The organism is Agrobacterium sp. CMT1 (genome assembly GCF_037203725.1).
Taxonomy (GTDB): domain Bacteria; phylum Pseudomonadota; class Alphaproteobacteria; order Rhizobiales; family Rhizobiaceae; genus Agrobacterium; species Agrobacterium pusense.
This window is the reverse complement of record NZ_JBBCAR010000007.1, coordinates 251,772-272,233: the sequence shown is the minus strand read 5'-3', so window position 1 is coordinate 272,233 and position 20,462 is coordinate 251,772. Positions and strand designations below refer to the sequence as shown.

General features: G+C 59.4%; 19 protein-coding genes and 1 other RNA gene. 10 read left to right on the top strand and 10 right to left on the bottom strand.

All coding sequences use genetic code 11. The annotated features are described in order from the left end of the window. The first annotated feature begins 113 nt into the window (after nt 1–113). Nucleotides 114–617: a pyridoxamine 5'-phosphate oxidase family protein gene (locus WA845_RS09860; protein ID WP_004445753.1), complete on the top strand. Its 504-nt coding sequence runs from the start codon at nt 114–116 to the stop codon at nt 615–617. A 37-nt stretch (nt 618–654) separates the two neighbouring features. On the opposite strand, the gene WA845_RS09855 is transcribed toward WA845_RS09860, so the two are convergent. The 7 genes from WA845_RS09855 to WA845_RS09825 form a co-directional block, all read right to left on the bottom strand. Then, a complete protein-coding gene (locus tag WA845_RS09855) occupies nt 655–1,497 on the bottom strand; it encodes an MBL fold metallo-hydrolase (protein WP_112556209.1) in 843 nt (280 codons plus the stop codon). Between the two features lie 112 nt (nt 1,498–1,609). After that, nucleotides 1,610–2,434 carry a TIGR00282 family metallophosphoesterase gene (locus tag WA845_RS09850; RefSeq protein ID WP_004445757.1) on the bottom strand — a complete coding sequence of 275 codons (825 nt, stop codon included), beginning with the start codon at nt 2,432–2,434 and terminating at the stop codon, nt 1,610–1,612. 72 nt (nt 2,435–2,506) lie between these two features. Continuing rightward, the gene (locus WA845_RS09845) at nt 2,507–3,124 is read right to left on the bottom strand and encodes a 5-formyltetrahydrofolate cyclo-ligase (RefSeq protein WP_112556211.1); all 618 of its coding nucleotides are present in this window, start codon (nt 3,122–3,124) and stop codon (nt 2,507–2,509) included. After that, nucleotides 3,124–4,386: a hemolysin family protein gene (locus WA845_RS09840; RefSeq protein WP_004445761.1), complete on the bottom strand. Its 1,263-nt coding sequence runs from the start codon at nt 4,384–4,386 to the stop codon at nt 3,124–3,126. The genes WA845_RS09845 and WA845_RS09840 overlap by 1 nt, the downstream gene beginning before the upstream one ends. 229 nt (nt 4,387–4,615) lie before the next feature. Further along, a non-coding RNA gene (ssrS, locus tag WA845_RS09835) (6S RNA) lies at nt 4,616–4,774 on the bottom strand. 75 nt (nt 4,775–4,849) lie between these two features. After that, nucleotides 4,850–5,227, bottom strand: a complete 378-nt coding sequence (locus WA845_RS09830) for a cell division protein ZapA (protein WP_004445763.1) — start codon at nt 5,225–5,227, stop codon at nt 4,850–4,852. Between the two features lie 10 nt (nt 5,228–5,237). Continuing rightward, entirely contained in the window at nt 5,238–5,510 is a 273-nt protein-coding gene (locus WA845_RS09825) for a DUF4164 domain-containing protein (protein ID WP_004445765.1), read from the bottom strand. Nucleotides 5,511–5,834: 324 nt separating this feature from the next. Here WA845_RS09825 and tkt point away from each other — a divergent pair, with 324 nt between their 5' ends. The 5 genes from tkt (at nt 5,835) to WA845_RS09800 (ending at nt 13,558) form a co-directional block, all read left to right on the top strand. Next, nucleotides 5,835–7,817 carry a transketolase gene (tkt, locus tag WA845_RS09820; RefSeq protein WP_004445766.1) on the top strand — a complete coding sequence of 661 codons (1,983 nt, stop codon included), beginning with the start codon at nt 5,835–5,837 and terminating at the stop codon, nt 7,815–7,817. A gap of 62 nt (nt 7,818–7,879) precedes the next feature. Continuing rightward, on the top strand, nt 7,880–8,890 hold the full coding sequence (gene gap / locus WA845_RS09815) for a type I glyceraldehyde-3-phosphate dehydrogenase (protein WP_004445768.1): 1,011 nt from the start codon (nt 7,880–7,882) through the stop codon (nt 8,888–8,890). Between the two features lie 315 nt (nt 8,891–9,205). Continuing rightward, complete coding sequence (locus tag WA845_RS09810; RefSeq protein WP_035209187.1) at nt 9,206–11,071, top strand: potassium/proton antiporter; 1,866 nt, start codon at nt 9,206–9,208, stop codon at nt 11,069–11,071. 67 nt (nt 11,072–11,138) lie between these two features. After that, nucleotides 11,139–12,341, top strand: coding sequence for a phosphoglycerate kinase (locus tag WA845_RS09805; protein WP_112556213.1), 1,203 nt, complete (start codon nt 11,139–11,141; stop codon nt 12,339–12,341). A gap of 191 nt (nt 12,342–12,532) precedes the next feature. After that, complete coding sequence (locus tag WA845_RS09800; protein WP_004445772.1) at nt 12,533–13,558, top strand: class I fructose-bisphosphate aldolase; 1,026 nt, start codon at nt 12,533–12,535, stop codon at nt 13,556–13,558. A gap of 54 nt (nt 13,559–13,612) precedes the next feature. Here WA845_RS09800 and WA845_RS09795 read toward each other — a convergent pair whose 3' ends face one another. Then, nucleotides 13,613–13,768 carry a hypothetical protein gene (locus WA845_RS09795; protein ID WP_004445774.1) on the bottom strand — a complete coding sequence of 52 codons (156 nt, stop codon included), beginning with the start codon at nt 13,766–13,768 and terminating at the stop codon, nt 13,613–13,615. Nucleotides 13,769–13,905: 137 nt separating this feature from the next. Here WA845_RS09795 and WA845_RS09790 point away from each other — a divergent pair, with 137 nt between their 5' ends. The 3 genes from WA845_RS09790 to rcdA all read left to right on the top strand — a co-directional run bounded on the left by WA845_RS09790 (nt 13,906) and on the right by rcdA (nt 16,300). After that, a complete protein-coding gene (locus WA845_RS09790) occupies nt 13,906–15,195 on the top strand; it encodes an MFS transporter (protein WP_004445776.1) in 1,290 nt (429 codons plus the stop codon). Beyond that, entirely contained in the window at nt 15,192–15,383 is a 192-nt protein-coding gene (locus tag WA845_RS09785; RefSeq protein ID WP_004445779.1) for a DUF1192 domain-containing protein, read from the top strand. The genes WA845_RS09790 and WA845_RS09785 overlap by 4 nt, the downstream gene beginning before the upstream one ends. A gap of 401 nt (nt 15,384–15,784) precedes the next feature. Further along, nucleotides 15,785–16,300 (top strand): protease adaptor protein RcdA, encoded by a 516-nt coding sequence (rcdA, locus tag WA845_RS09780; protein ID WP_003506184.1) that lies wholly within the window; start codon nt 15,785–15,787, stop codon nt 16,298–16,300. Between the two features lie 151 nt (nt 16,301–16,451). Here rcdA and rpmE read toward each other — a convergent pair whose 3' ends face one another. Next, nucleotides 16,452–16,673 (bottom strand): 50S ribosomal protein L31, encoded by a 222-nt coding sequence (gene rpmE / locus WA845_RS09775; RefSeq protein ID WP_003497640.1) that lies wholly within the window; start codon nt 16,671–16,673, stop codon nt 16,452–16,454. A 260-nt stretch (nt 16,674–16,933) separates the two neighbouring features. On the opposite strand from rpmE, the gene WA845_RS09770 reads away from it, so the two are divergent. Continuing rightward, nucleotides 16,934–18,733, top strand: coding sequence for an ABC transporter transmembrane domain-containing protein (locus WA845_RS09770; protein WP_037092114.1), 1,800 nt, complete (start codon nt 16,934–16,936; stop codon nt 18,731–18,733). Between the two features lies 1 nt (nt 18,734). On the opposite strand, the gene WA845_RS09765 is transcribed toward WA845_RS09770, so the two are convergent. Then, nucleotides 18,735–20,381 carry an FAD-binding dehydrogenase gene (locus WA845_RS09765; protein ID WP_112556217.1) on the bottom strand — a complete coding sequence of 549 codons (1,647 nt, stop codon included), beginning with the start codon at nt 20,379–20,381 and terminating at the stop codon, nt 18,735–18,737. Nucleotides 20,382–20,462: the final 81 nt, after the last annotated feature.

Here is a 20,462-nt window from a genome sequence, read left to right as displayed (position 1 = left end):
TGCCGCAACAACAGAAGGAACTGATTTATCCGCTCTTCGTTCTGATCATGAACGCGACGGAGAAGGCCATCTTGTCCACTCCGCCGCAGCCCCAAACCGGAAGGAGAAGACATATGGTCAGCCTGACTGAAGCAAGAGAAGCCCCGGCCCGCCAGCTCTGGGACGAGATCAATTCCGTCCATGCCGGCATGCTCGGCCTTGAGGGCCTGCACAGTCACATGCAGCCTATGGCGCCCCACGCTGACCCCAAGACCAACACGATCTGGTTTTTTTCCAAAAAAGATACTGATCTGGTAAAATCGCTCAAATCCGGATCCCGCGCACATTTCTGCCTCGTGGGCAAGGATCATGATTATCACGCCTGCCTTTCGGGCGTCCTCGAAGCGCGCGATGACAAATCAAAGATCGACGAATACTGGAATTCAGTCACCGCCGCCTGGTACGAGCACGGCAAGAGCGATCCGCAACTGACCATGCTGGCTTTGCATGTCGATGATGCCGATATCTGGGCTTCGACGGACAGTACGCTGAAATTCGGCTGGGAAATCGCCAAGGCAAACATGTCGGATGACAAGACGCCCGACGTCGGCGTTCGCCAGCACCTCACCTTCGCCTGAGAACCCGCTCCCCGAGCCTTTCCCCGCCCGTCGCCATTTACATGCCTTTCGGCACCAGTATCTGCGGCTGGCGGGGAAGGTTTCTCATCGAGACCCGGATGACCGGATCGCTTGCATAGGCGATAGCGAAATTTTCGCCAAACATGGTCAGAAACTGCTCCAGCGGCGGGCCGGTGCGATGCATCGGCAGAATCAGCGCGGAGCGCAGGCGCTTGACCACCCTGCTCATGCTGTCGGCCCCCATGGTCAAACCACCATCGACAGGCACCATCAAGACATCCAGGCGGCCGATCTCGGCATAATGCGTGTCCGTCAACTCATGATGCAGATGGCCGAGATGGCCGATACACAGCCCGGCAACCTCGAAGATGAAGATGGAATTGCCGTTTTCCTGAAAAGACTCATAATCTCCCCAGCGGTTGCGGATGTCGGTTGAGACATTGCGGATGTAAACGTCGCCCACGAGCACCTTGTGCTCGGCTTTTTCTCCCGGCGTATCGCTCCAGCCATGCAGCACATATTGAATGGCCGGGTCCGGATTGAGGGTGAAATGTGTTGAATGCGCCCGGTTCATGGTCACCACCGTCGGCATGACGGGAGGGCGATAGACGCCGTTATAATCCGTGGCAATCGTTACCCCGCCGGGACTTTCGATCAGGTAGGTGGAGTGGCCGATGAAGCTGATTTTCACCTCTTCCTTCGCCGTGGCCTGAGCCAGCTGAACACTGCGCGCATCGAAGCGCGCGAACATCACGCCCGGAATGGCGCTGGCGATCGCCTGGCACTGGCTGACGGGAGGACGGCTCGCCGACTGGGAGAAGGCCGCTCCCGAACAGGCGATCAGTCCTGTTATTGCAAGCATTAGCACGCGCAGCATCATGCCACTCCCCTGAACTTGCGAAGCTGAGAGGATGGGACAGGTTTTGCCGAGCGTCCAGTTACATCAGCAACTGAAGGCTGGCACTCTCGTCATTGTGAACGCTTCGGCGGGATCAAACCCAGAAGGAAGGCAGCGTTTCCGAAAGTCGCGGCCCGATGCGCAGTGGCGCAATTTTTTCCGCAAGCCCAGTCCGGTCGGAAATCTCCACCCCGACACCGCAGATCGTGGCAGGCCCGCTCGCTGCCTCAAAGCGGCCCTTCGGCATCTTGGAGATAAAGCGGTTGATCGGCTCTTCCTTGTCCATTCCGAGGGAACTGTCATAATCGCCGCACATGCCCGCATCCGACATGTAGGCGGTTCCGCCGTTCAATATCTGTGCGTCAGCCGTCGGAACATGGGTGTGGGTGCCGACGACGAAGCTTGCACGGCCATCCACGAAATGTCCGAAGCACTGTTTCTCGCTGGTCGCCTCGGCGTGAAAATCGAAGATGATGGCATCCGCCTGTTCCTTCAGCGGGCAGGCAGCAAGAATGCTTTCCGCCGACTTGAAGGGGTCGTCCAGCTCCGGATGCATGAAGACCCGCCCCATGATGTTGGCGACCAATATGCGTGCGCCGTTGCGGGCATAAAAAATGCCCGAGCCCTTGCCCGGCGTACCCTCGGGGTAATTGGCGGGCCGCAGGAACTGGTCATGGCGCTCGCAGAAGGAAACCGCCTCTTTCTGATCCCAGACGTGATTGCCGGTGGTGACAACATCGGCACCGGCATTGATCGTCTCGAGATAGATATCCTCGGTGATACCGAAACCACCAGCAGCGTTCTCACCGTTGACGATGACGAAATCCAGCTTCAGATCGGAAATCAGCCCGGGCAATCGCTCCCAGACAGCCGTGCGTCCGGTCTTGCCAACCATGTCTCCGAGAAAAAGAAGCCTCATTCACCCGCCCCGATCTTGCGCATGTTTCGATATTTCGTCCCCTCTAACGGGTAATCCATCTTTTAAAAAGTGCTAAAGCGCCTTTTGCCCACTATCGGAGATCGACAACGGGGCTGAAAACCAGCGCAGACCGCTTTCTGTCAGAATGGCGTGAAGCGAGACATCGTGCGGTTCCGCGGGGATGTCTGCCACTTCCTGACAGTCAAAGGCGACACCGATGAGAACGGGCTGTTTGCCCTTGGCGTGCAACCGCGCGATGGCGCGGTCATAATGGCCTGCGCCATAACCAACCCGTTGCCCGTGTCCATCGAAGACGGACAGAGGTACGAGCAGTATATCGGGATCGAGAAGCTCCGCATCCTCACCCGGACCGGTCGTGCCGAAGCCGGTCTTCACCAGCGGCGTATCCCTCTCGAAAGCCCTGAAGACAATGGTTTCACGATCCAGCACAACGGGAAGGACGAGACGTCCACCCCTCGCCCGCAACGCTTCCATCAGCGGACGGGTATCCGCCTCCGAGCGGATCGGCATGAAGCCGGAGATGACGGTCCCCGGCACAAGGGGAATATCCGCGGCACCGTGGGCGGTAATGAACTGGCTCTTCTCTTGCCGTTCCGCCAGTGTCAGAGCATCTCGCGCGGCGAGCCGTTCGCCGCGCAACCTTGCTTTTTCGGCAACGTCACCGGGCATCAGGCGGCCCGGCTCACGAGAACCTTGTCGATGCGGTGACCATCAAGGTCGATGACCTCGAAACGCCAGCCGTTGCGGGTTACATGTTCACCCAGTTCCGGCAGGCGACGGAACTCGTCCAGGACAAGTCCGGCGACGGTTTCGAACTCGGCGTCCTCATTGATCTGGAAGCCCATGCGATAAGCGAACTCATCGGCAGGCATCCAGCCGGCAACGAGGAACGAACCGTCCTCGCGCTCGACCATGGCCGGCTCTTCGTCGTCATCTTCCTGAAAGGCACCGGTAATGGCCTCCAGCACATCGCCGGAGCTGATGATACCTTCAAAATGGCCGTACTCGTCATAAACGAGGACCATGTGCACGGTGGAGCGACGCAGCGACTGGATGACGTCAACGGCGCTCGTCAGGTCGGACACGACGGGCACCTCGCGCAGAAGCTCACGAATGTTGAGCTCCTTGCCGGAGGCCAGCGCATCGAAGGCGTCCTTGGCGAAAAGCACGCCAAGAATTTCGTCGGACGCGCCGTTGCGCACCGGCAGACGCGAACGCTGCGTCCCGCGAAGCTGCTCGCGGATTTCCTCGGCGCTGTCTTCGATATCGACCACCTCCACGTCGCGACGCGGCGTCATCAGGCCGCGCGCGTTGCGGTCAGCAAGGCGCATGACGCTGGTGATCATCGCCGATTCTTCGGTCTCGATCACGCCGGCGCTATGGGCTTCGGCCAGAACGGTGCGAATTTCATCGTCGGTAACCGACGCGTTGGATTCGCCACTATGGCCGAGAAGCGCCAGAATGGCCTTACCCGACCGGTCGAGCAGCCACACCAGCGGCGCGCCGACCTTGGACAGTAGCATCATGGTAGGCGCAACACGCGCGGCAATCTTTTCAGGATCGCGCAACGCAATCTGCTTTGGCACCAGTTCGCCGACGATCAGCGACAGGTAAGTAATGGCGACGACGACCGAGCCGACGCCAATTGCATCGGCCGCACGGTCAGGAACACCCTGCTCCAGAAGCCACGCCGTAAAGCGGGCACCGAGCGTGGCGCCGGAAAATGCGCCCGAGAGGACGCCGACCAGCGTGATGCCGATCTGCACTGTAGAAAGAAAGCGTCCGGGGTTTTCGGAAAGGCTGAGCGCCTGTGTGGCGCCCTTGCTGCCTTGCGTGGCAAGCACCTTTAGCCTCGCCGGTCTGGAGGAGACAACGGCAAGCTCGGACATGGCAAGCACACCGTTCAATACGGTGAGCAGGACCACGATCATAATTTCAGTAAACAAGTTTAGCTCTTTGGGCTGTTGAACGGCACGTCGCGGTTTTGGCCGCAGCGCCCCTTTTTAAAGGGCATGACAGACATACCAATCCGGATAATAGGGAATTGTTCCGCCATTGCAATGACAGGAATATAAAAAAGCCGTGCCCGGCAGTTATGAAAAATGACTGTCGACTATCTCGAGGGTACAGGGAAGCATCGGAATTGTCCCGAAACTTCAAGCGCGTTCCACGGCGACCGATGGAGATTTACGATCCTGGGTGCCTACAAAAGTAGGTGGGCACCGTGTGTCCAGCCCCACGGGACTGGCCAGGGACAGCTCCCTTTGGATCGAGTATGGCCCCAGGGATTGTGGTTCCTGTCGAGAAGCGCAGAACGCATTCAAGATATAGGACGGATCGGTAAAAACCGCCAGAGGCGCAGAGCGAAATTTTATCGCTTCGGATTCCGGACGATCAGTGTGCCGCCGGTTTTGGGCGGTCCAGCAATTTTTCGGTAATGCCGTTCAGCCGGTCGGCCAGATCGCCGATGGCAAGCGCCACCATCTCATCCGACTTCGCCTTGTGCTCGGCCATGCCATCGCGATTGCGGGAGAGGGATGCGACCTCACCTTCCAGCTTCTCGATCTTGCGGTTGAGCTCGGAAAGCTCGTCCATCACCATGATACCAGCCATCACCGTTAGCCTCAGGTCGCCGATTTCTCCGAACTGGCTCTTGAGATGCCCGACATACCGGTCGAAACGGGTGGCAAGGTCGGTCAGGTGGTCTTCCTGGCCTGCTTCGCACGCCATGCGATAGGCCTTTCCGTCGATCATAACAGTAACTTGCGCCATGATACCGCTCCTATCGATCCAGCACCGCGCGGATCGTCTCCATGGCCGTCACCAGCCGGCGCGAAACCTCGCGATTGACTTCTTCAAGACGGTTAGCGCGAAACTCGGCCTGGTCCAGTTCCTGCGCCAGTCTGGCGCGGTCGACATGGACGCGCTTCACCTCGTTATCGATCTCGCCGGTCTCTCTCTGCCGCTCGATACGCATATCGATGGCATTTTCGAGATTTGTGATGGCAGCATTCAGCTCCGTCAGCGCAGATTGTAAGGTCTTCTCAGCCGACATCGTTTTTTCCAACTCGCACGCCACCGGCCGAATCGTCCGGTTTCAGGCCATTTAAACGCTCACGAGGTTATTACCCGATTTACCATCCCGTCAATCAAACCAGTGCATTGTGGCGTTTTGCTCTGTGGATGAACGAAGAAACCGGGCCGGGCGGGACACGAAATCCGTTCCAGCCCCCGCTTTGCGAAACGATTTTTATCGACCGCAGAACCGCAATTGCCCGTCGATTTATTGACTTGCCTGCCTCACCTGCTATGGATCAACCCGCTTTTTGGATAGTTGCGTAAAACTATCTCCTTTCACCCGGAAACAGACGGAAAAGCCATGATTTCTCGCGACAAACACAACCGGATGGCAAATGCGATCCGCTTTCTTGCCATGGATGCAGTGGAGAAGGCCAACTCAGGCCATCCCGGTCTGCCGATGGGCGCCGCTGATGTCGCCACCGTTCTCTTCACCCGCTACCTGAAATTCGATCCCAAGGCGCCGCTCTGGCCGGATCGCGACCGTTTCGTGCTGTCGGCAGGTCATGGTTCGATGCTTCTTTACTCGCTGCTCTATCTGACGGGCTACGAGGACATGACGATCGACGAGATCAAGCGTTTCCGTCAATTCGGTTCCAAGACCGCCGGCCATCCTGAATATGGCCACGCCACCGGCATCGAAACGACCACCGGTCCGCTCGGCCAGGGCATCGCCAACGCCGTGGGCATGGCAATCGCCGAACGCAAGCTGGAAGAGGAGTTCGGCTCCGACCTGCAGAGCCACTTCACTTATGTACTGTGCGGCGACGGCTGCCTCATGGAGGGCATCAGCCACGAAGCCATCGCGCTTGCCGGCCATTTGAAGCTTAACAAGCTCGTTCTCTTCTGGGATGACAACAACATCACCATCGACGGCGAAGTTGGCCTCTCCGACAGCACCGATCAGATTGCCCGTTTCCAGGCGGTTCACTGGAACACCATCCGTGTTGACGGCCATGATCCGGATGCGATCGCCGCTGCCATCGAAGCCGCGCAGAAATCGGACCGCCCGACCTTCATCGCCTGCAAGACCGTCATCGGTTTCGGCGCGCCCAACAAGCAGGGCACCCATAAGGTTCATGGCAACCCGCTCGGCGCAGAAGAAATCGCTGCGGCCCGCAAGAGCCTGAACTGGGAAGCCGAAGCTTTCGTCATTCCGGAAGACGTGCTGGATGCATGGCGTCTTGCCGGTCTGCGCTCCACCAAGACGCGTCAGGACTGGGAAGCCCGCCTCGAAGCCGCTGAGGCCGGCAAGAAAGCCGAGTTCAAGCGCCGCTTCGCCGGCGACCTGACGGGCAACTTCGATAGCTCGATCGATGCTTTCAAGAAGAAGATCATCGAGAACAACCCGACCGTTGCGACCCGCAAGGCCTCGGAAGACTCGCTCGAAGTCATTAACGGCGTGCTGCCGGAAATGATCGGCGGTTCTGCCGACCTGACGCCGTCCAACAACACCAAGACCAGCCAGATGAAGTCCATCACGCCGACGGACTTCTCCGGCCGTTACCTGCACTACGGCATCCGCGAACACGGCATGGCTGCTGCCATGAACGGCATCGCACTGCATGGCGGTCTCATTCCTTATGCGGGCGGCTTCCTGATCTTCTCGGACTACTGCCGTCCGTCGATCCGTCTTGCCGCGCTCATGGGCATCCGTGTCGTCCACGTTCTGACGCATGATTCCATCGGCGTTGGTGAAGACGGCCCGACCCACCAGCCGGTGGAGCAGATCGCTGCCCTTCGCGCCATTCCGAACCTGCTCGTCTTCCGCCCGGCGGATGAGACCGAGACGGCGGAATGCTGGCAGCTGGCGCTGGAACAGAAGCATCGTCCGTCTGCGCTGGCCCTCACCCGCCAGAATCTCGCTCCTTCGCGCAAGGAATATGAAGAGAAGAACCTGTCTGCTTACGGCGCCTACGAACTCGTTTCCGCCAGCGACGCCAAGGTTTCGATCTTCGCTTCCGGTTCGGAGGTCGAAGTGGCTCTGAAAGCGGCCGCAACGCTGAAGGACAAGGGCGTATCCGCCCGCGTCGTTTCCGTTCCCTGCTTCGAACTCTTCAAGGAACAGCCGGAAACCTATCGCAACGCCATCATCGGCAAGGCTCCGGTCAAGATCGCGGTGGAAGCCGCCATCCGCCAGGGCTGGGATTATTTCATCGGTAACGATGGCGCTTTCGTCGGCATGCACTCCTTTGGAGCGTCCGCCCCGGCGAAGGATCTCTTCAAGCACTTCGGTATCACGGCAGAAGCTGTCGTCGCCGCAGTCGAGGCAAAACTTGCGTAAGGGCTTCCCAAGCCCTCACCATTCAGCAAAGACCAAGCCCATTCTTGATCGGGAGACTGTAAATGACTGTAAAAGTTGCCATTAACGGCTTCGGCCGCATCGGCCGCAATGTTTTGCGCGCCATCGTCGAATCCGGCCGCACCGATATCGAAGTCGTCGCCATCAACGACCTCGGCCCGGTTGAAACCAACGCTCACCTGCTGCGCTACGATTCGATCCACGGCAAGTTCCCGGCCGACGTCAAGGTCGAAGGCGACACCATCATCGTTGGCGGTGGCAAGCCGATCAAGGTGACGGCCGTTCGCGACCCGGCAACGCTGCCGCACAAGGAACTGGGCGTCGATATCGCGCTTGAGTGTACCGGCATCTTCACGGCCCGTGACAAGGCTGCTGCCCATCTGACGGCCGGCGCCAAGCGCGTCATCGTTTCGGCTCCCGCTGACGGCGCCGACCTCACCGTCGTCTTCGGTGTCAACCATGACCAGCTGACGAAGGATCACCTCGTCATCTCCAACGCATCCTGCACCACCAACTGCCTCGTGCCGGTCGTGAAGGTTCTCGATGACGCCGTTGGCATCGATCATGGCTTCATGACCACGATCCACTCCTACACCGGCGACCAGCCGACGCTGGACACCATGCACAAGGATCTGTACCGCGCCCGCGCTGCAGCCCTGTCCATGATCCCGACCTCGACAGGCGCCGCAAAGGCTGTTGGCCTCGTCCTGCCGCACCTCAAGGGCAAGCTTGACGGCACGTCGATCCGCGTTCCGACCCCGAACGTGTCGGTCGTCGACTTCAAGTTCGTGGCCAAGAAGAGCACGACGGTTGCCGAAATCAACGCAGCCATCAAGGCGGCTTCCGACGGCCAGCTGAAGGGCATCCTCGGCTATACCGACGAGCCGCTGGTTTCCCGCGATTTCAACCACGACAGCCACTCGTCGATCTTCGCCAATGACCAGACCAAGGTCATGGAAGGCAACTTCGTGCGCGTCCTGTCCTGGTACGACAACGAGTGGGGCTTCTCCAACCGCATGTCGGATACGGCTGTCGCCTTCGCGAAGACCATCTAACGAATACCCATCAGTCGATGCATTCCGGCGGGAGCGATCCCGCCGGATTTTTTATTCCCGGTTTTCCTCTATAGTGCCGCCATGTTTTCAATTTCCTGCCTTTGTCTGGTCCATTTTGAAACGGACAAGGGACTCAGGGATAACGGTCGTGCGCAATGCACTTCGGCCCTGCCGTATCTTTCGATACACCCCGCCTTGCGTTACCTTTCAACGCCGCCGACCGAGCGCTGACAGACCGCAACCCGTGGCGCATTGACTGCGAACGTGCAGAGCAATCATTGCGGTGGCCAGCGCGGCGTGAAAGAGGCGGTGGACGTGGAATCATTTTATCTGTTGTTGCTGGTGGCAACTGTTCTTGTCCTCGTCGCCGCCTTCTCGAGCCTCATCGCCTACCGCTTCGGCGCGCCGCTGCTGCTGCTTTTCCTTGTGATTGGACTTGCGGCGGGTGTGGACGGACTCGGTATCGAATTCACCAACAACCCTCTCGCCTATATGCTCGGTTCGCTGGTACTTGCCGTCATCCTGTTCGACTCCGGGTTTGGCACGTCGATCCAGTCTTTCCGGCTTTCCGCGGCACCGGCAATGGCGCTTGCCACGGTCGGCGTTATTCTCACATCCGTCTTTTTCGCGGGCGCAGCCGCCCTCCTGCTCGGGCTCTCCTGGCTAGAGGGCCTGCTGCTCGGTGCCATCGTCGCCTCCACCGATGCGGCAGCGGTGTTTTTCCTGCTGCGCATCGGCGGCATCCACATCCGCGATCAGGTGCGCTCCACGCTGGAGGTCGAATCCGGCACCAACGATCCAATGGCCATCTTCCTCACAGTCGCCCTGGTCGAGATCATCGCCAAAGGACAGGGCCTGGCCGGTATCGACAGCGGTTTTCTGCTGCTTTTTGTTGAGGAAATGGGCCTCGGTGTGATCGTCGGCGTGCTAGGCGGTCTCATGATCGCCGCCGTGGTTAACCGTTTTGCCGCCGATCGCGGGCTGGCGCCGATCTTTGTGCTTGCGCTGGCGCTGCTCGTGTTTTCCTTCACCGGCACGATTGGCGGCAGCGGCTTTCTGGCGGTCTATGTCGCCGGCATTGTCGCCGGCAATCGCAGGATCTTCGCCAAGGAAACGATCCGTCGCTTCCACGAAGGGCTGACGTGGCTGGCACAGATCATCATGTTCCTGATGCTCGGCCTGCTTGCCACGCCGTCGCAGTTTCCTGCAATCGCAATTCCAGCCATCCTGCTGGCGCTGTTCCTGATCTTCGTCGCCCGTCCGCTCGCGGTCTGGCTCAGCCTCATGCCGTTTAACTACACCCAACAGGAAACCTCTTTCGTCGCCTGGGTGGGCCTGCGCGGCGCCGTCTCCATCCTGCTTGCCATCATGCCCATCCTCGGCGGACTTGATGACGCCCAGATCTATTTCAATGCCGCCTTCATCATCGTGCTGGTATCGCTCCTCGTGCAGGGCTGGACCATCAAACCGGTGGCAACAAGGCTGGGGCTGATCGTGCCGCCGCGCATGGGCGAGGTGGACAAGCTGGAGGTTGACCTTCCCGGCACGGCCAATCACGAACTGATTTCCTACCGCGTGGCAAAGGGCAGCGCCATCCTGCAGGGCGAGCGCATTCCCCGCTGGGCGATGCCTTCGCTGGTGGTGCGTGACGGTAAATCGATTCGCTACCAATATGCCGGGCGACTGCGTGAAAATGATCTTGTCTATCTCTTCATCGCCCCCGGTTATTCCCGCCTGATCGACCGGCTCTTCGCGAGCGCCCTGCCCGTCGCCGATGACGACGCCGATTTCTTCGGCACCTTCGCGATCTCTCCCGCCCGGCCGGCGAAGGAGCTTGATGCCGCCTATGGTCCCGGCCTGCTTGCGCCAGCAGAACAGGCAATGAGCATCGCAGAACTCATCGAGACACGTCTTGCCGGACGGGCCGATTATGCCGACCGCGTGCGCCTCGGCTCCATCGTCCTGATCGTGCGAACTTTGGACGAACATGAGGCGATAGCTGGTGTCGGAATTTCGCTGGAGCCGGTCGAACCGGCTACCACCCTGCCGATCTTCATCAGCTTCTCGGAAATTTTCAAACGGGTGCGCGACTATCTGGCGCAGCGGCGTCAGTCGCGTTCCACCGCTACCGCACAAGACGTGGTCGCACCTTCAAACACCGTGAGAGAAAATGAAGCCTGACCGGCTTGCGTCGGCAATCAGGCATAGTATGGTCCCTGCCGAACTCGCAACAAATCAGGATCGACCTATGCCCGCTTTCAAGACCATCGATGACCTCAACGACATTGCCGGAAAGCGCGTTCTCGTCCGCGTTGATCTCAACGTGCCGGTCGCGGATGGCAAAGTTACGGACAAGACCCGTATCGAGCGGGTCGCGCCGACCATTCTGGAACTTTCTAAGAAGGGCGCAAAGGTTATTCTGCTTGCCCATTTTGGCCGTCCGAAGGGCGAACCCGTGGCTGACATGTCGCTTTCCCAGATCGTACCAGCAGTTGAGGAGGTGCTGGACCATGCCGTCTCGTTCGCGTCCGACTGCATCGGCGCGCCGGCGGCGGAGGCCGTTGCGAAACTGAACGACGGCGATATCCTGCTTCTGGAAAACACGCGCTTCCACAAGGGCGAAGAAAAGAACGATCCCACCTTCGTCGGGGCTCTGGCGGCCAATGGCGATATCTATGTCAACGACGCCTTCTCCGCCGCGCATCGCGCCCACGCCTCCACCGAGGGCCTCGCCCGCCACCTGCCCGCCTATGCCGGCCGCACCATGCAGGCCGAGCTTGAGGCTCTGGAAAAGGGCCTCGGCCAGCCGGTCCGTCCGGTCGTCGCCATCGTCGGCGGCGCGAAGGTTTCAAGCAAAATCGATCTTCTGATGAACCTCGTGAAGAAGGTCGATGCCCTCGTCATCGGCGGCGGCATGGCCAACACCTTCCTCGCCGCCCGTGGCGCCCAGGTTGGAAAATCGCTCTGCGAGCACGATCTGGCCGAAACCGCAAAGCAGATCATGATCGAGGCCGCGACTTCCGGCTGTGCCATCGTGCTGCCGGAAGACGGCGTCGTTGCCCGCGAATTCAAGGCCGGTGCGGCCAGTGAAACGGTCGACATCAATGCCATTCCCGCTGACGCCATGGTGCTCGATGTCGGCCCGAAATCGGTTGAAAGCATCAAGGCCTGGATTTCACGCGCGGAAACGCTGGTCTGGAACGGGCCGCTCGGCGCCTTCGAAATCGAACCCTTCGATGCAGCCACCGTGGCTGCCGCAAAACATGCCGCGGAATGCACGAAGGCCGGCAAGCTCGTCTCCGTCGCAGGCGGCGGCGACACCGTGGCCGCGCTCAACCATGCCGGCGTTTCCGAGGATTTCTCCTATGTTTCGACCGCCGGCGGCGCCTTCCTTGAATGGATGGAAGGCAAGGAACTGCCGGGCGTTGCCATCCTGACCGCCGCCAAGTAAACTTATCTCACTTGCCTGACACGAGGCCGGACAAGCGATGCTTGTCCGGCCTTGTCTTTTGGTAAGTGCACGCGGGAGGAAAAGTTTCAAACGATTGAAATCATTTCAATCGTTTCAATGAGTTAGCGTGCCATTTCCCTGCCCTGGAACTTCTGTTATCGGAAATTTATTGTGCCTTGGGAGAATAGCAAATGACCGAACGTCTCGAAGACATCGCAATCAAAATGGTCGCCGACGGCAAGGGCCTGCTCGCCGCCGACGAATCCACGGGAACGATCAAAAAGCGTTTCGACAGCATCAATCTGGAGTCCACCGAGACCGCCCGCCGCGACTATCGCGAGATGCTGTTCCGTTCCGACGACGCCATGAAGAAATATATCTCCGGCGTCATTCTCTATGAAGAGACCCTGTTCCAGAAGGCTGCCGACGGCACACCTTTCGTTGATATCATCAAGGCGGCTGGCAGCCTGCCAGGCATCAAGGTGGATATCGGCGCCAAGCCGATGGCCTTCCACCCGCATGAATTCATTACCGAAGGCCTCGACGGTCTTTATGAGCGCCTGCGCAAGTACCACGAAGCCGGTGCGCGCTTCGCCAAGTGGCGTGGCGTCATCACCATCGGTGAACAGCGCCCGAGCTGGGGTTCGATCAAGGCAAATTCCCAGTCGCTCGCCCGCTATGCCGCTCTCTGCCAGCAGGCGGATATCGTGCCGATCGTTGAGCCTGAAGTCCTGATGGACGGCGAGCCGGGCACGCATGACATCGACCGCTGCGCGGAAGTCACGCAATGGGTTCTGCAGACCGTCTTCGCGGACCTGTTCGACGCCCGCGTGAACCTCGAAGGCATGATCCTCAAGCCGAACATGATCATCGACGGCAAGAAGGCCCGCAAGGCTTCCGTCGAGGAAGTGGCGGAAAAGACCGTGAAGGTCCTGAAGGCGACCGTACCTTCCGCCGTTCCGGGCATTGCCTTCCTTTCCGGCGGCCAGTCCTCCGAAGAAGCAACGGCACATCTCTCAGCCATGAATTCCGGCTATGACCTGCCCTGGTCTCTCACCTACTCCTACGGCCGCGCGCTTCAGGATACGGCCCTCAAGACCTGGGGCGGCAAGCAGGAGAATGTCGCTGCCGGCCAGCGCGCCTTCACGCACCGCGCCGCCATGAACAGTCTGGCGGCCAAGGGTAACTGGAAGCAGGAACTCGAAAAGGCAGCCTGAGGCTTCGCTCCAGAGCTTTAGTGAATGAAAGCCGCCTCCCGGGGCGGCTTTTTCTTATGGGCGCAGAAGCAGCGTTACCGACCAGATGACAAAGGCGGCAACCGCTATCTTCCAGCAATCGCCCCGTTTCTTCAGCCCCGGCAGGCCGAGCGGCCGGATAATCTGGACGGCCATGGCCAGCAGTAAAAAAAGGCCGATCGCCTTCGTCATTTATTGAGCCTTTTCTTTATTTCTGCATCGTCACAGGCTGGACATTTTTACCGTTCACCAGAAGAGTGCAACTCATTCGGGTAACTCCCGTTGTATGACCTGTCCGACCGTCCGTCCGAACGCATGAGAGTGTTGTCATGAGCAGAAATCTTCTACCCGTATTCGCTCTTTTATCCAGCACTCTGTTTCTCTTTCTCGGCAACGGTCTTCAGGGCCTCGTTCTGCCAGTGCGTGGCTCGGCAGAAGGTTACTCCAACGAGATACTTGGTTTCCTCGGAACCTCCTGGGCTGCGGGCTTCGTTGTTGGTTGTTTTGTCGCGCCGGCCATCGTGCGCCGTGCTGGGCATGTGCGGGCTTTTGCGTCTTTCGTCGCATTGGTATGCCTGACCGTGCTCATGACCGGTCTCATCGTTGATGACGTCTGGTGGATTACGCTGCGTGCGCTTACCGGCTTCTGCACCGCCGGCACCTCAATGATCATCGAAAGCTGGCTGAACGAGCGTGCCACGAACGAAAGCCGCGGCATGATCTTTTCGCTCTATATCGCCATCACGCTTCTGGGCGTCGTGGCGGGACAGATGATCGTGCCGATGGGAGATATCAGCAATACCTCGCTGTTCATGATCTGCGGCATCATTTATTGCATCGCCATTCTGCCGGCAACGCTTTCAAAGGCGGCCAGTCCACAGCCTTTGCAGAAGGTGAAACTGGATTTGCCGGCGCTCTATCGAAACTCCCCGGTCTCCTTCGTCGGCATTCTGATGATCGGCATCGCCAACGGTGCGTACGGCACGCTCGGCGCCGTCTTCGGTGCCCGGGCAGGCCTGGATCCGACCATGATCGCCATCATGGTGTCCGTCACGATTTTCGTCGGCGCATTGGCGCAGTTCCCGGCGGGTCGCCTTTCGGACAGGATAGACCGTCGTTACGTGCTGGCCGGCCTCGCGGGGCTTGGCGCCGTCGCGGGACTTGCGGTCGCAGCCGTGCAGCCGCATCACGTCTACGTTCTGATTCCGATGATCGCCGTTTACGGTGCAGCCGCCAATGCGCTCTATCCCATCGCCGTGGCGCACGCCAACGACTTTGCGGCGTCCGAGGATTTCGTCAAGGTTTCAGGCGGGTTGCTGTTGCTTTACGGCGTCGGCACCATTATCGGACCGACGCTCGGCGGCGCTGTCATGACCTATTCCGGGCCCTATGCGCTGTTTCTGGTCACAGCCGTCGCCCATATTTTGATTACTGCCTATGCCATTATCAGAAGCCGCAGGCGCGCCGCGCTTTCAACCGACGAGAAGGATAATTTCTCGACGATGATGCCGACGACGCCTTCGCCGCTGGTGACACCGGAGAGTATTGCGCTTGACCCGCGCGCGCCGCAATATCCCGGCGAGGATGGGGACTACGTGGAAAAAGGAGCAGGCATATGAGCCTCTTTGACGACGACCGCCCGCAAAAACCCGCTGCACACCAGATTGGCAGCGATCTCAGCCTCCTCTCCGTGGACGAACTGGACAGCCGGATCGAGCTTCTCCAGGCCGAAATCACCCGACTCGAAGAGGAAAGAAAGCGGAAATCCGCGGGAAGACAGGCGGCGGAGAATCTTTTCCGATCCTGATGCGCGGTGACCAATAAACCCGGCCCGCACGTGCCTAACGGCAGAATCGGTTCAACGTGCGTTCCAAAACAAGAGGTTTTGGGTCAGTCTTTCGTTTACCATTAACCAAAAATTAAGCTTTCTGAGAGATTACTATACATGTCCAGTTCTTCTGGATTTCAGGCATCTTCTCCATTCGGCGAATTGGTCTGATTTTTCTCCCTGTTTTACCTTGAGAGCCGCTTTCGCGGCTCTTTTTTTGCCGCCGTCGGCTTCGGTAAAACTGTGGGTATTAACCCTTCTTTAATAATTGCCTTGCGCATTTCAGGTAAAGATACCATCCTGAAAACACTAAAGGCCGGAACAAAATATCCGGATCGTCGTTGCCTGACAGTGTGGTGCGTGAGCAGGGATTTAAAGAAATGTCGGAACAGGTTTTAAATACCATAAGCTTTGCGGGGCGCGCGGCTGCTTCCAACCAGTTCAAGACCCTCTATACCGAAGGCATGACCCTGGTCGAGGAAACTGCAAGCTATCTCGACGGCGCCGGCCGCGCTGCCTCGAAAGTTTTGCCGCGCATGGCCTCAGTGCTTTATGCCGCGGAATCGATGCGCCTCACGACTCGCCTGATGCAGATGGCCTCCTGGCTGCTTCTCCAGCGCGCCGTCAACAACGGTGAAATGACCCGAGATCAGGTTTTGAGCGAGAAGAATAAGGTTCGCCTCGACAGCTTTAACGTCGACCGCAACGCGCCCGGCTGGAACGACCTGCCGGAGTCCTTCCGCGATCTTATCGAGCGCTCGCTGCGTCTCCAGAACCGTATCGCCCTGCTCGACCGCGAAATCTATCGCCCCTCCGAAGCCGCGAAGGTGCCGGACAATGAGAACAGCGTTCAGGCGCAGCTCAACCTTCTGCGCACGGCTTTCTCAATCAACTGAGAAAACACCACATTGAGTGGACAATTTGAAAGCAGGCTCACCGGCCTGCTTTTTTGTTTCAGCGGTCATGCGGGTAGATGCCGTCGCCAAAACAGCGCAACAAAAAAGCCCGGTAAAACCGGGCTTTTTTAACAATCCGTCCGCAAGGGAATCAGAGGCCGAGGCCACCGAAACGCTTGTTGAACTTGGAAACGCGACCACCGCGGTCCATAAGCTGCTGGTTGCCGCCCGTCCATGCCGGATGGGACTTGGGGTCGATCTCAAGGTTCATGACGGCGCCTTCCGAACCCCAGGTAGAGCGGGTTTCGTATTCGGTGCCATCGGTCATGACCACCTTGATCGTGTGATAATCGGGATGGATATCAGCCTTCATGACAATCTTCCTGGTTAAGTGACGTGCGGTCCATTTGCCGCAATTGCGTCAACTGAGCCAATTCAATAAATGAAGCCATAGTCCAGATGGGCTATGGCTTCCCAATTCGATGCGGAGCCTATACATGAAGGTCGCCGAGATAACAAGAGCCTGCTATCCCCTTGTGAAAGGAGATGGCTGCCGGGCAGGAATTTTACCGCAGACCGGAAATTCGCCCGCAAAAGGCCGAAAAATGGCGAAGAACGAGGAGCATAGAGGACGTGGCAGACATCGAACAGCATAAAGCGGTGAAACAGAGAAGCCTGAAACCGCTCCTTGGCCTGTTTCCTTATCTCAGGCGTTATCGTGGCTTGATGGCTGCGGCTCTTTTTGCACTTGTTCTGTCTTCCGCCACGACTCTCGCCTTGCCGCTCGCCGTTCGCCGCATCATCGATCACGGTTTTCAGACGCCTGATGGCGGTATGATCAACAGCTACTTCGCCATGCTTTTGGCCATTGCGGTTGTTCTCGCGCTCGCCAGCGCCATGCGTTATTATTACGTCATGACGATCGGCGAGAGGGTCGTCGCCGATCTTCGCCGCGATGTGTTCGCCCATCTCACCACGCTGTCACAGCAATTCTTCGATGCCAACCGCTCAGGCGAGCTCACCTCGCGACTGACGGCCGACACGGTGCAGATCCGCTCCGCATTCGGCTCATCTGCGTCGGTGGCGTTGCGCAACATCATCATGTGCTGCGGCGCCGTGGCGATGATGATCTATACCAGCCCCGGTCTTTCCGGACTCGCGCTGCTGGCCATTCCCTTTATCGTTTTTCCCCTGATTGCCTTCGGGCGCTCGGTTCGCGCCCGCTCCCGCACGACACAAGACACATTGGCCAATTCCGCCGCTTATGCTTCCGAGACGATTGCAGCGAGCCGCACCGTACAGTCCTTCAATGCCGAGACGCTGGCGAATGCCCGTTATGGCGCTTCGGTGGAAGCGGCCTATCAGGGCGCACGCGCCGCCATCGGCGCACGCTCCATCCTCACCGCCGTCGCCATCACGCTCGTCTTCGGCAGCGTTGTCGGCATTCTCTGGTATGGGGCGCAAAGCGTCCTGTCCGGTAGCATGACCGCGGGAACGCTCGGTCAGTTCGTGCTTTATTCGGTCATCGCGGCCAGCGGCCTTGGCCAGCTCTCGGAAGTCTGGGGAGAACTGGCGCAGGCCGGCGGCGCGGCGGAACGGCTGTCCGAACTGCTGGACGAGCGCTCGCCGGTTCTCGATCCCGTCGCGCCCGTCACTCTGCCCCAGCCACCGCGTGGCGAAGCCGCATTCGAGAATGTCGATTTTGTCTACCCGCTCGCGGCAGGACGGCCGATCGTCTCCGGCCTCTCCTTCAAAGTCAGTGCCGGCGAAACCGTCGCCATCGTCGGACCCTCCGGTGCGGGCAAGAGCACGGTCTTTTCGCTGCTGATGCGATTTTACGATCCGCAGCAGGGCCGTATCACCATTGACGGCGCTGATATCCGCGACGTCAAGCTCGCCGATCTGCGGGCGCGCCTGTCCATCGTCCCGCAGGATGTGGCGATATTCGCCTCCTCCATCCATGACAATATCGCCTTTGGACGGCCTGACGCGACACGGGAAGAAGTGCGCGCCGCCGCCATCGCCGCGCAGGCCGACAGCTTCATCGAACGCCTTACCGACGGATATGACACCCAGGTGGGAGAGCGCGGCGTGACGCTTTCCGGCGGGCAGCGCCAGCGCATCGCCATTGCCCGCGCCATCCTGCGCAACGCACCTATCCTGCTTTTGGACGAGGCCACGTCGGCGCTCGACGCGGAAAGCGAGACACTGGTACAGAAGGCTCTCGATGAGCTCATGAGCAGCCGCACCACCATTGTCATCGCCCACCGCCTTGCCACCGTTCTCAAAGCCGACCGCATTCTGGTGATGGATGAAGGCCGCATCATCGAGGAAGGCACGCATCAGAGTCTCATTCGCCAGAACGGTCTCTATGCCCGGCTCGCCCGTCTGCAATTCCAGACCGGGCCCGAAGAACTGCGCGCACAGGCCTGAGTTACGTCAGCACACTGCGCCCCGCAATGCGCCCGGAAAACAGGCATCCTCCAAGGAAAGTGCCTTCAAGCGCGTTATATCCATGCATGCCGCCACCGCCGAAACCAGCCACCTCGCCAGCGGCATAAAGCCCCGGCACCGGCTTACCGCCGGCGTCCAGCACCCTCGTCTCAAGGTCGGTGTGCAGGCCACCCAGGGTCTTGCGCGTCAGCACATGCAGACGCACGGCAATCAAAGGCCCCATGGCAGGATCGAGCAGGCGATGCGGTTTCGCCGTTCGCATCAGCCGGTCACCGAGGTAACGGCGCGCACCGTGGATCGCCGTTACCTGCGTATCCTTGCTAAAGCCGTTTTCAATCTCACGGTCGCGCGCTTCGATCTGCCGGCGGATGTGGTTGGTGTCCAGACGATCATTTCCGGCGATGGCGTTCATCGCAGGCACCAATTCTTCCAGCGTATCACGAACGGCGAAATCCTCGCCCCTTTCCATGAAAGCCCGCACGGGTCCAGGCGGCTCCTTTCCCAACCTTTTCAGCAACAGGCGCATATTCTTGCCCGTCAGATCAGGATTCTGCTCCGAACCTGAAAGCGCAAACTCCTTCTTGATGATCGCTTTGGTCAGAATGAACCAGCTGTAACCGCTGCCACGTTCACCCAGCATCTTCAGTGTGCCAAGCGTATCAAAGCCAGGCATGGCCGGCGCATGAAGCCGGTCACCATTCGCATCGCACCAGAAGGACGAAGGACCGGGCAGAATGCGGATGCCGTGACCTGGCCAGATCGGGTCGTGGTTTTTGACACCCTCGGTGTAATGCCACATGCGGTCACGGTTGATGACCCCGCCACCCGCCGCCTCGGTGATGGCGATCATGCGGCCGTCCACATGCGCCGGCACACCGCAAACCATGTTTTGCGGCGGCTGGCCCAGTCGTTCCACGGGCCAGTTGCGCCGTACCAGCTCCTGATTTCCGCCGATGCCGCCGGAACTGACAATGACCGCAGCAGCGGAAAGACTGAATTCGCCCTGCTCTTCCCGGCTGCTCTCCTCTCCGCGTTGCACCGGATCGCTTGCAAGAACCGCGCCGGAAACGCCGGTCACCCGGCCATCGGCGATATCCAGCCGATCAACCCGGTGGCGGAAGCGGAAGGATAGCCGCCCATCCGCCGCGATCAGCTTTGCCTTTTTAACGAAGGGAGCAAGCACCCCGGGGCCTGTGCCCCAGGTGACATGGAAGCGTGGAACAGAATTGCCATGGCCATCGGCCAAACCGCCGCCACGCTCGGCCCAGCCGACAACGGGAAACCAGCGCATACCCATGCGGTGCAGCCATTCCCGCTTCTCACCGGCAGCAAAATCGAGATAGGCCTCCGCCCAGCGACGCGGCCAGTGATCTTCCGGGCGATCAAAACCGGCCGAACCGAACCAGTCCTGCCTCGCAAGGTCGAGACTGTCTCGCACGCGCATCCGACGTTGTTCTGGGCTATCGATGAAAAACAGGCCGCCAAGCGACCAGAAGGCCTGTCCGCCCAGGTTCTGCTCACCCTCCTGATCAACCACGCAGACGCTGAGACCTCGCGCGGCAGCCTCCGTTGCCGCAACCAGCCCGGCAAGCCCCGCCCCGACAACGATCACATCATAGCGTTCCATCAGCCCCTCCCAGATATGACGGAATTACTTTTACGCGAACGTAAGTTTACTTTCGTCGGAAGGCAACCGCCCAGATGCGGT

Excerpts from the sequence above, each read along its gene's own strand:
- WA845_RS09860 (WP_004445753.1), top strand. The coding sequence starts at position 114 with ATGGTCAGCCTGACTGAAGCAAGAGAAGCCCCGGCCCGCCAGCTCTGG.
- WA845_RS09855 (WP_112556209.1), bottom strand. The coding sequence starts at position 1,497 with ATGATGCTGCGCGTGCTAATGCTTGCAATAACAGGACTGATCGCCTGT.
- WA845_RS09850 (WP_004445757.1), bottom strand. The coding sequence starts at position 2,434 with ATGAGGCTTCTTTTTCTCGGAGACATGGTTGGCAAGACCGGACGCACG.
- WA845_RS09845 (WP_112556211.1), bottom strand. The coding sequence starts at position 3,124 with ATGCCCGGTGACGTTGCCGAAAAAGCAAGGTTGCGCGGCGAACGGCTC.
- WA845_RS09840 (WP_004445761.1), bottom strand. The coding sequence starts at position 4,386 with ATGATCGTGGTCCTGCTCACCGTATTGAACGGTGTGCTTGCCATGTCC.
- WA845_RS09830 (WP_004445763.1), bottom strand. The coding sequence starts at position 5,227 with ATGGCGCAAGTTACTGTTATGATCGACGGAAAGGCCTATCGCATGGCG.
- WA845_RS09825 (WP_004445765.1), bottom strand. The coding sequence starts at position 5,510 with ATGTCGGCTGAGAAGACCTTACAATCTGCGCTGACGGAGCTGAATGCT.
- tkt (WP_004445766.1), top strand. The coding sequence starts at position 5,835 with ATGATTTCTCGCGACAAACACAACCGGATGGCAAATGCGATCCGCTTT.
- gap (WP_004445768.1), top strand. The coding sequence starts at position 7,880 with ATGACTGTAAAAGTTGCCATTAACGGCTTCGGCCGCATCGGCCGCAAT.
- WA845_RS09805 (WP_112556213.1), top strand. The coding sequence starts at position 11,139 with ATGCCCGCTTTCAAGACCATCGATGACCTCAACGACATTGCCGGAAAG.
- WA845_RS09800 (WP_004445772.1), top strand. The coding sequence starts at position 12,533 with ATGACCGAACGTCTCGAAGACATCGCAATCAAAATGGTCGCCGACGGC.
- WA845_RS09795 (WP_004445774.1), bottom strand. The coding sequence starts at position 13,768 with ATGACGAAGGCGATCGGCCTTTTTTTACTGCTGGCCATGGCCGTCCAG.
- WA845_RS09790 (WP_004445776.1), top strand. The coding sequence starts at position 13,906 with ATGAGCAGAAATCTTCTACCCGTATTCGCTCTTTTATCCAGCACTCTG.
- WA845_RS09785 (WP_004445779.1), top strand. The coding sequence starts at position 15,192 with ATGAGCCTCTTTGACGACGACCGCCCGCAAAAACCCGCTGCACACCAG.
- rcdA (WP_003506184.1), top strand. The coding sequence starts at position 15,785 with ATGTCGGAACAGGTTTTAAATACCATAAGCTTTGCGGGGCGCGCGGCT.
- rpmE (WP_003497640.1), bottom strand. The coding sequence starts at position 16,673 with ATGAAGGCTGATATCCATCCCGATTATCACACGATCAAGGTGGTCATG.
- WA845_RS09765 (WP_112556217.1), bottom strand. The coding sequence starts at position 20,381 with ATGGAACGCTATGATGTGATCGTTGTCGGGGCGGGGCTTGCCGGGCTG.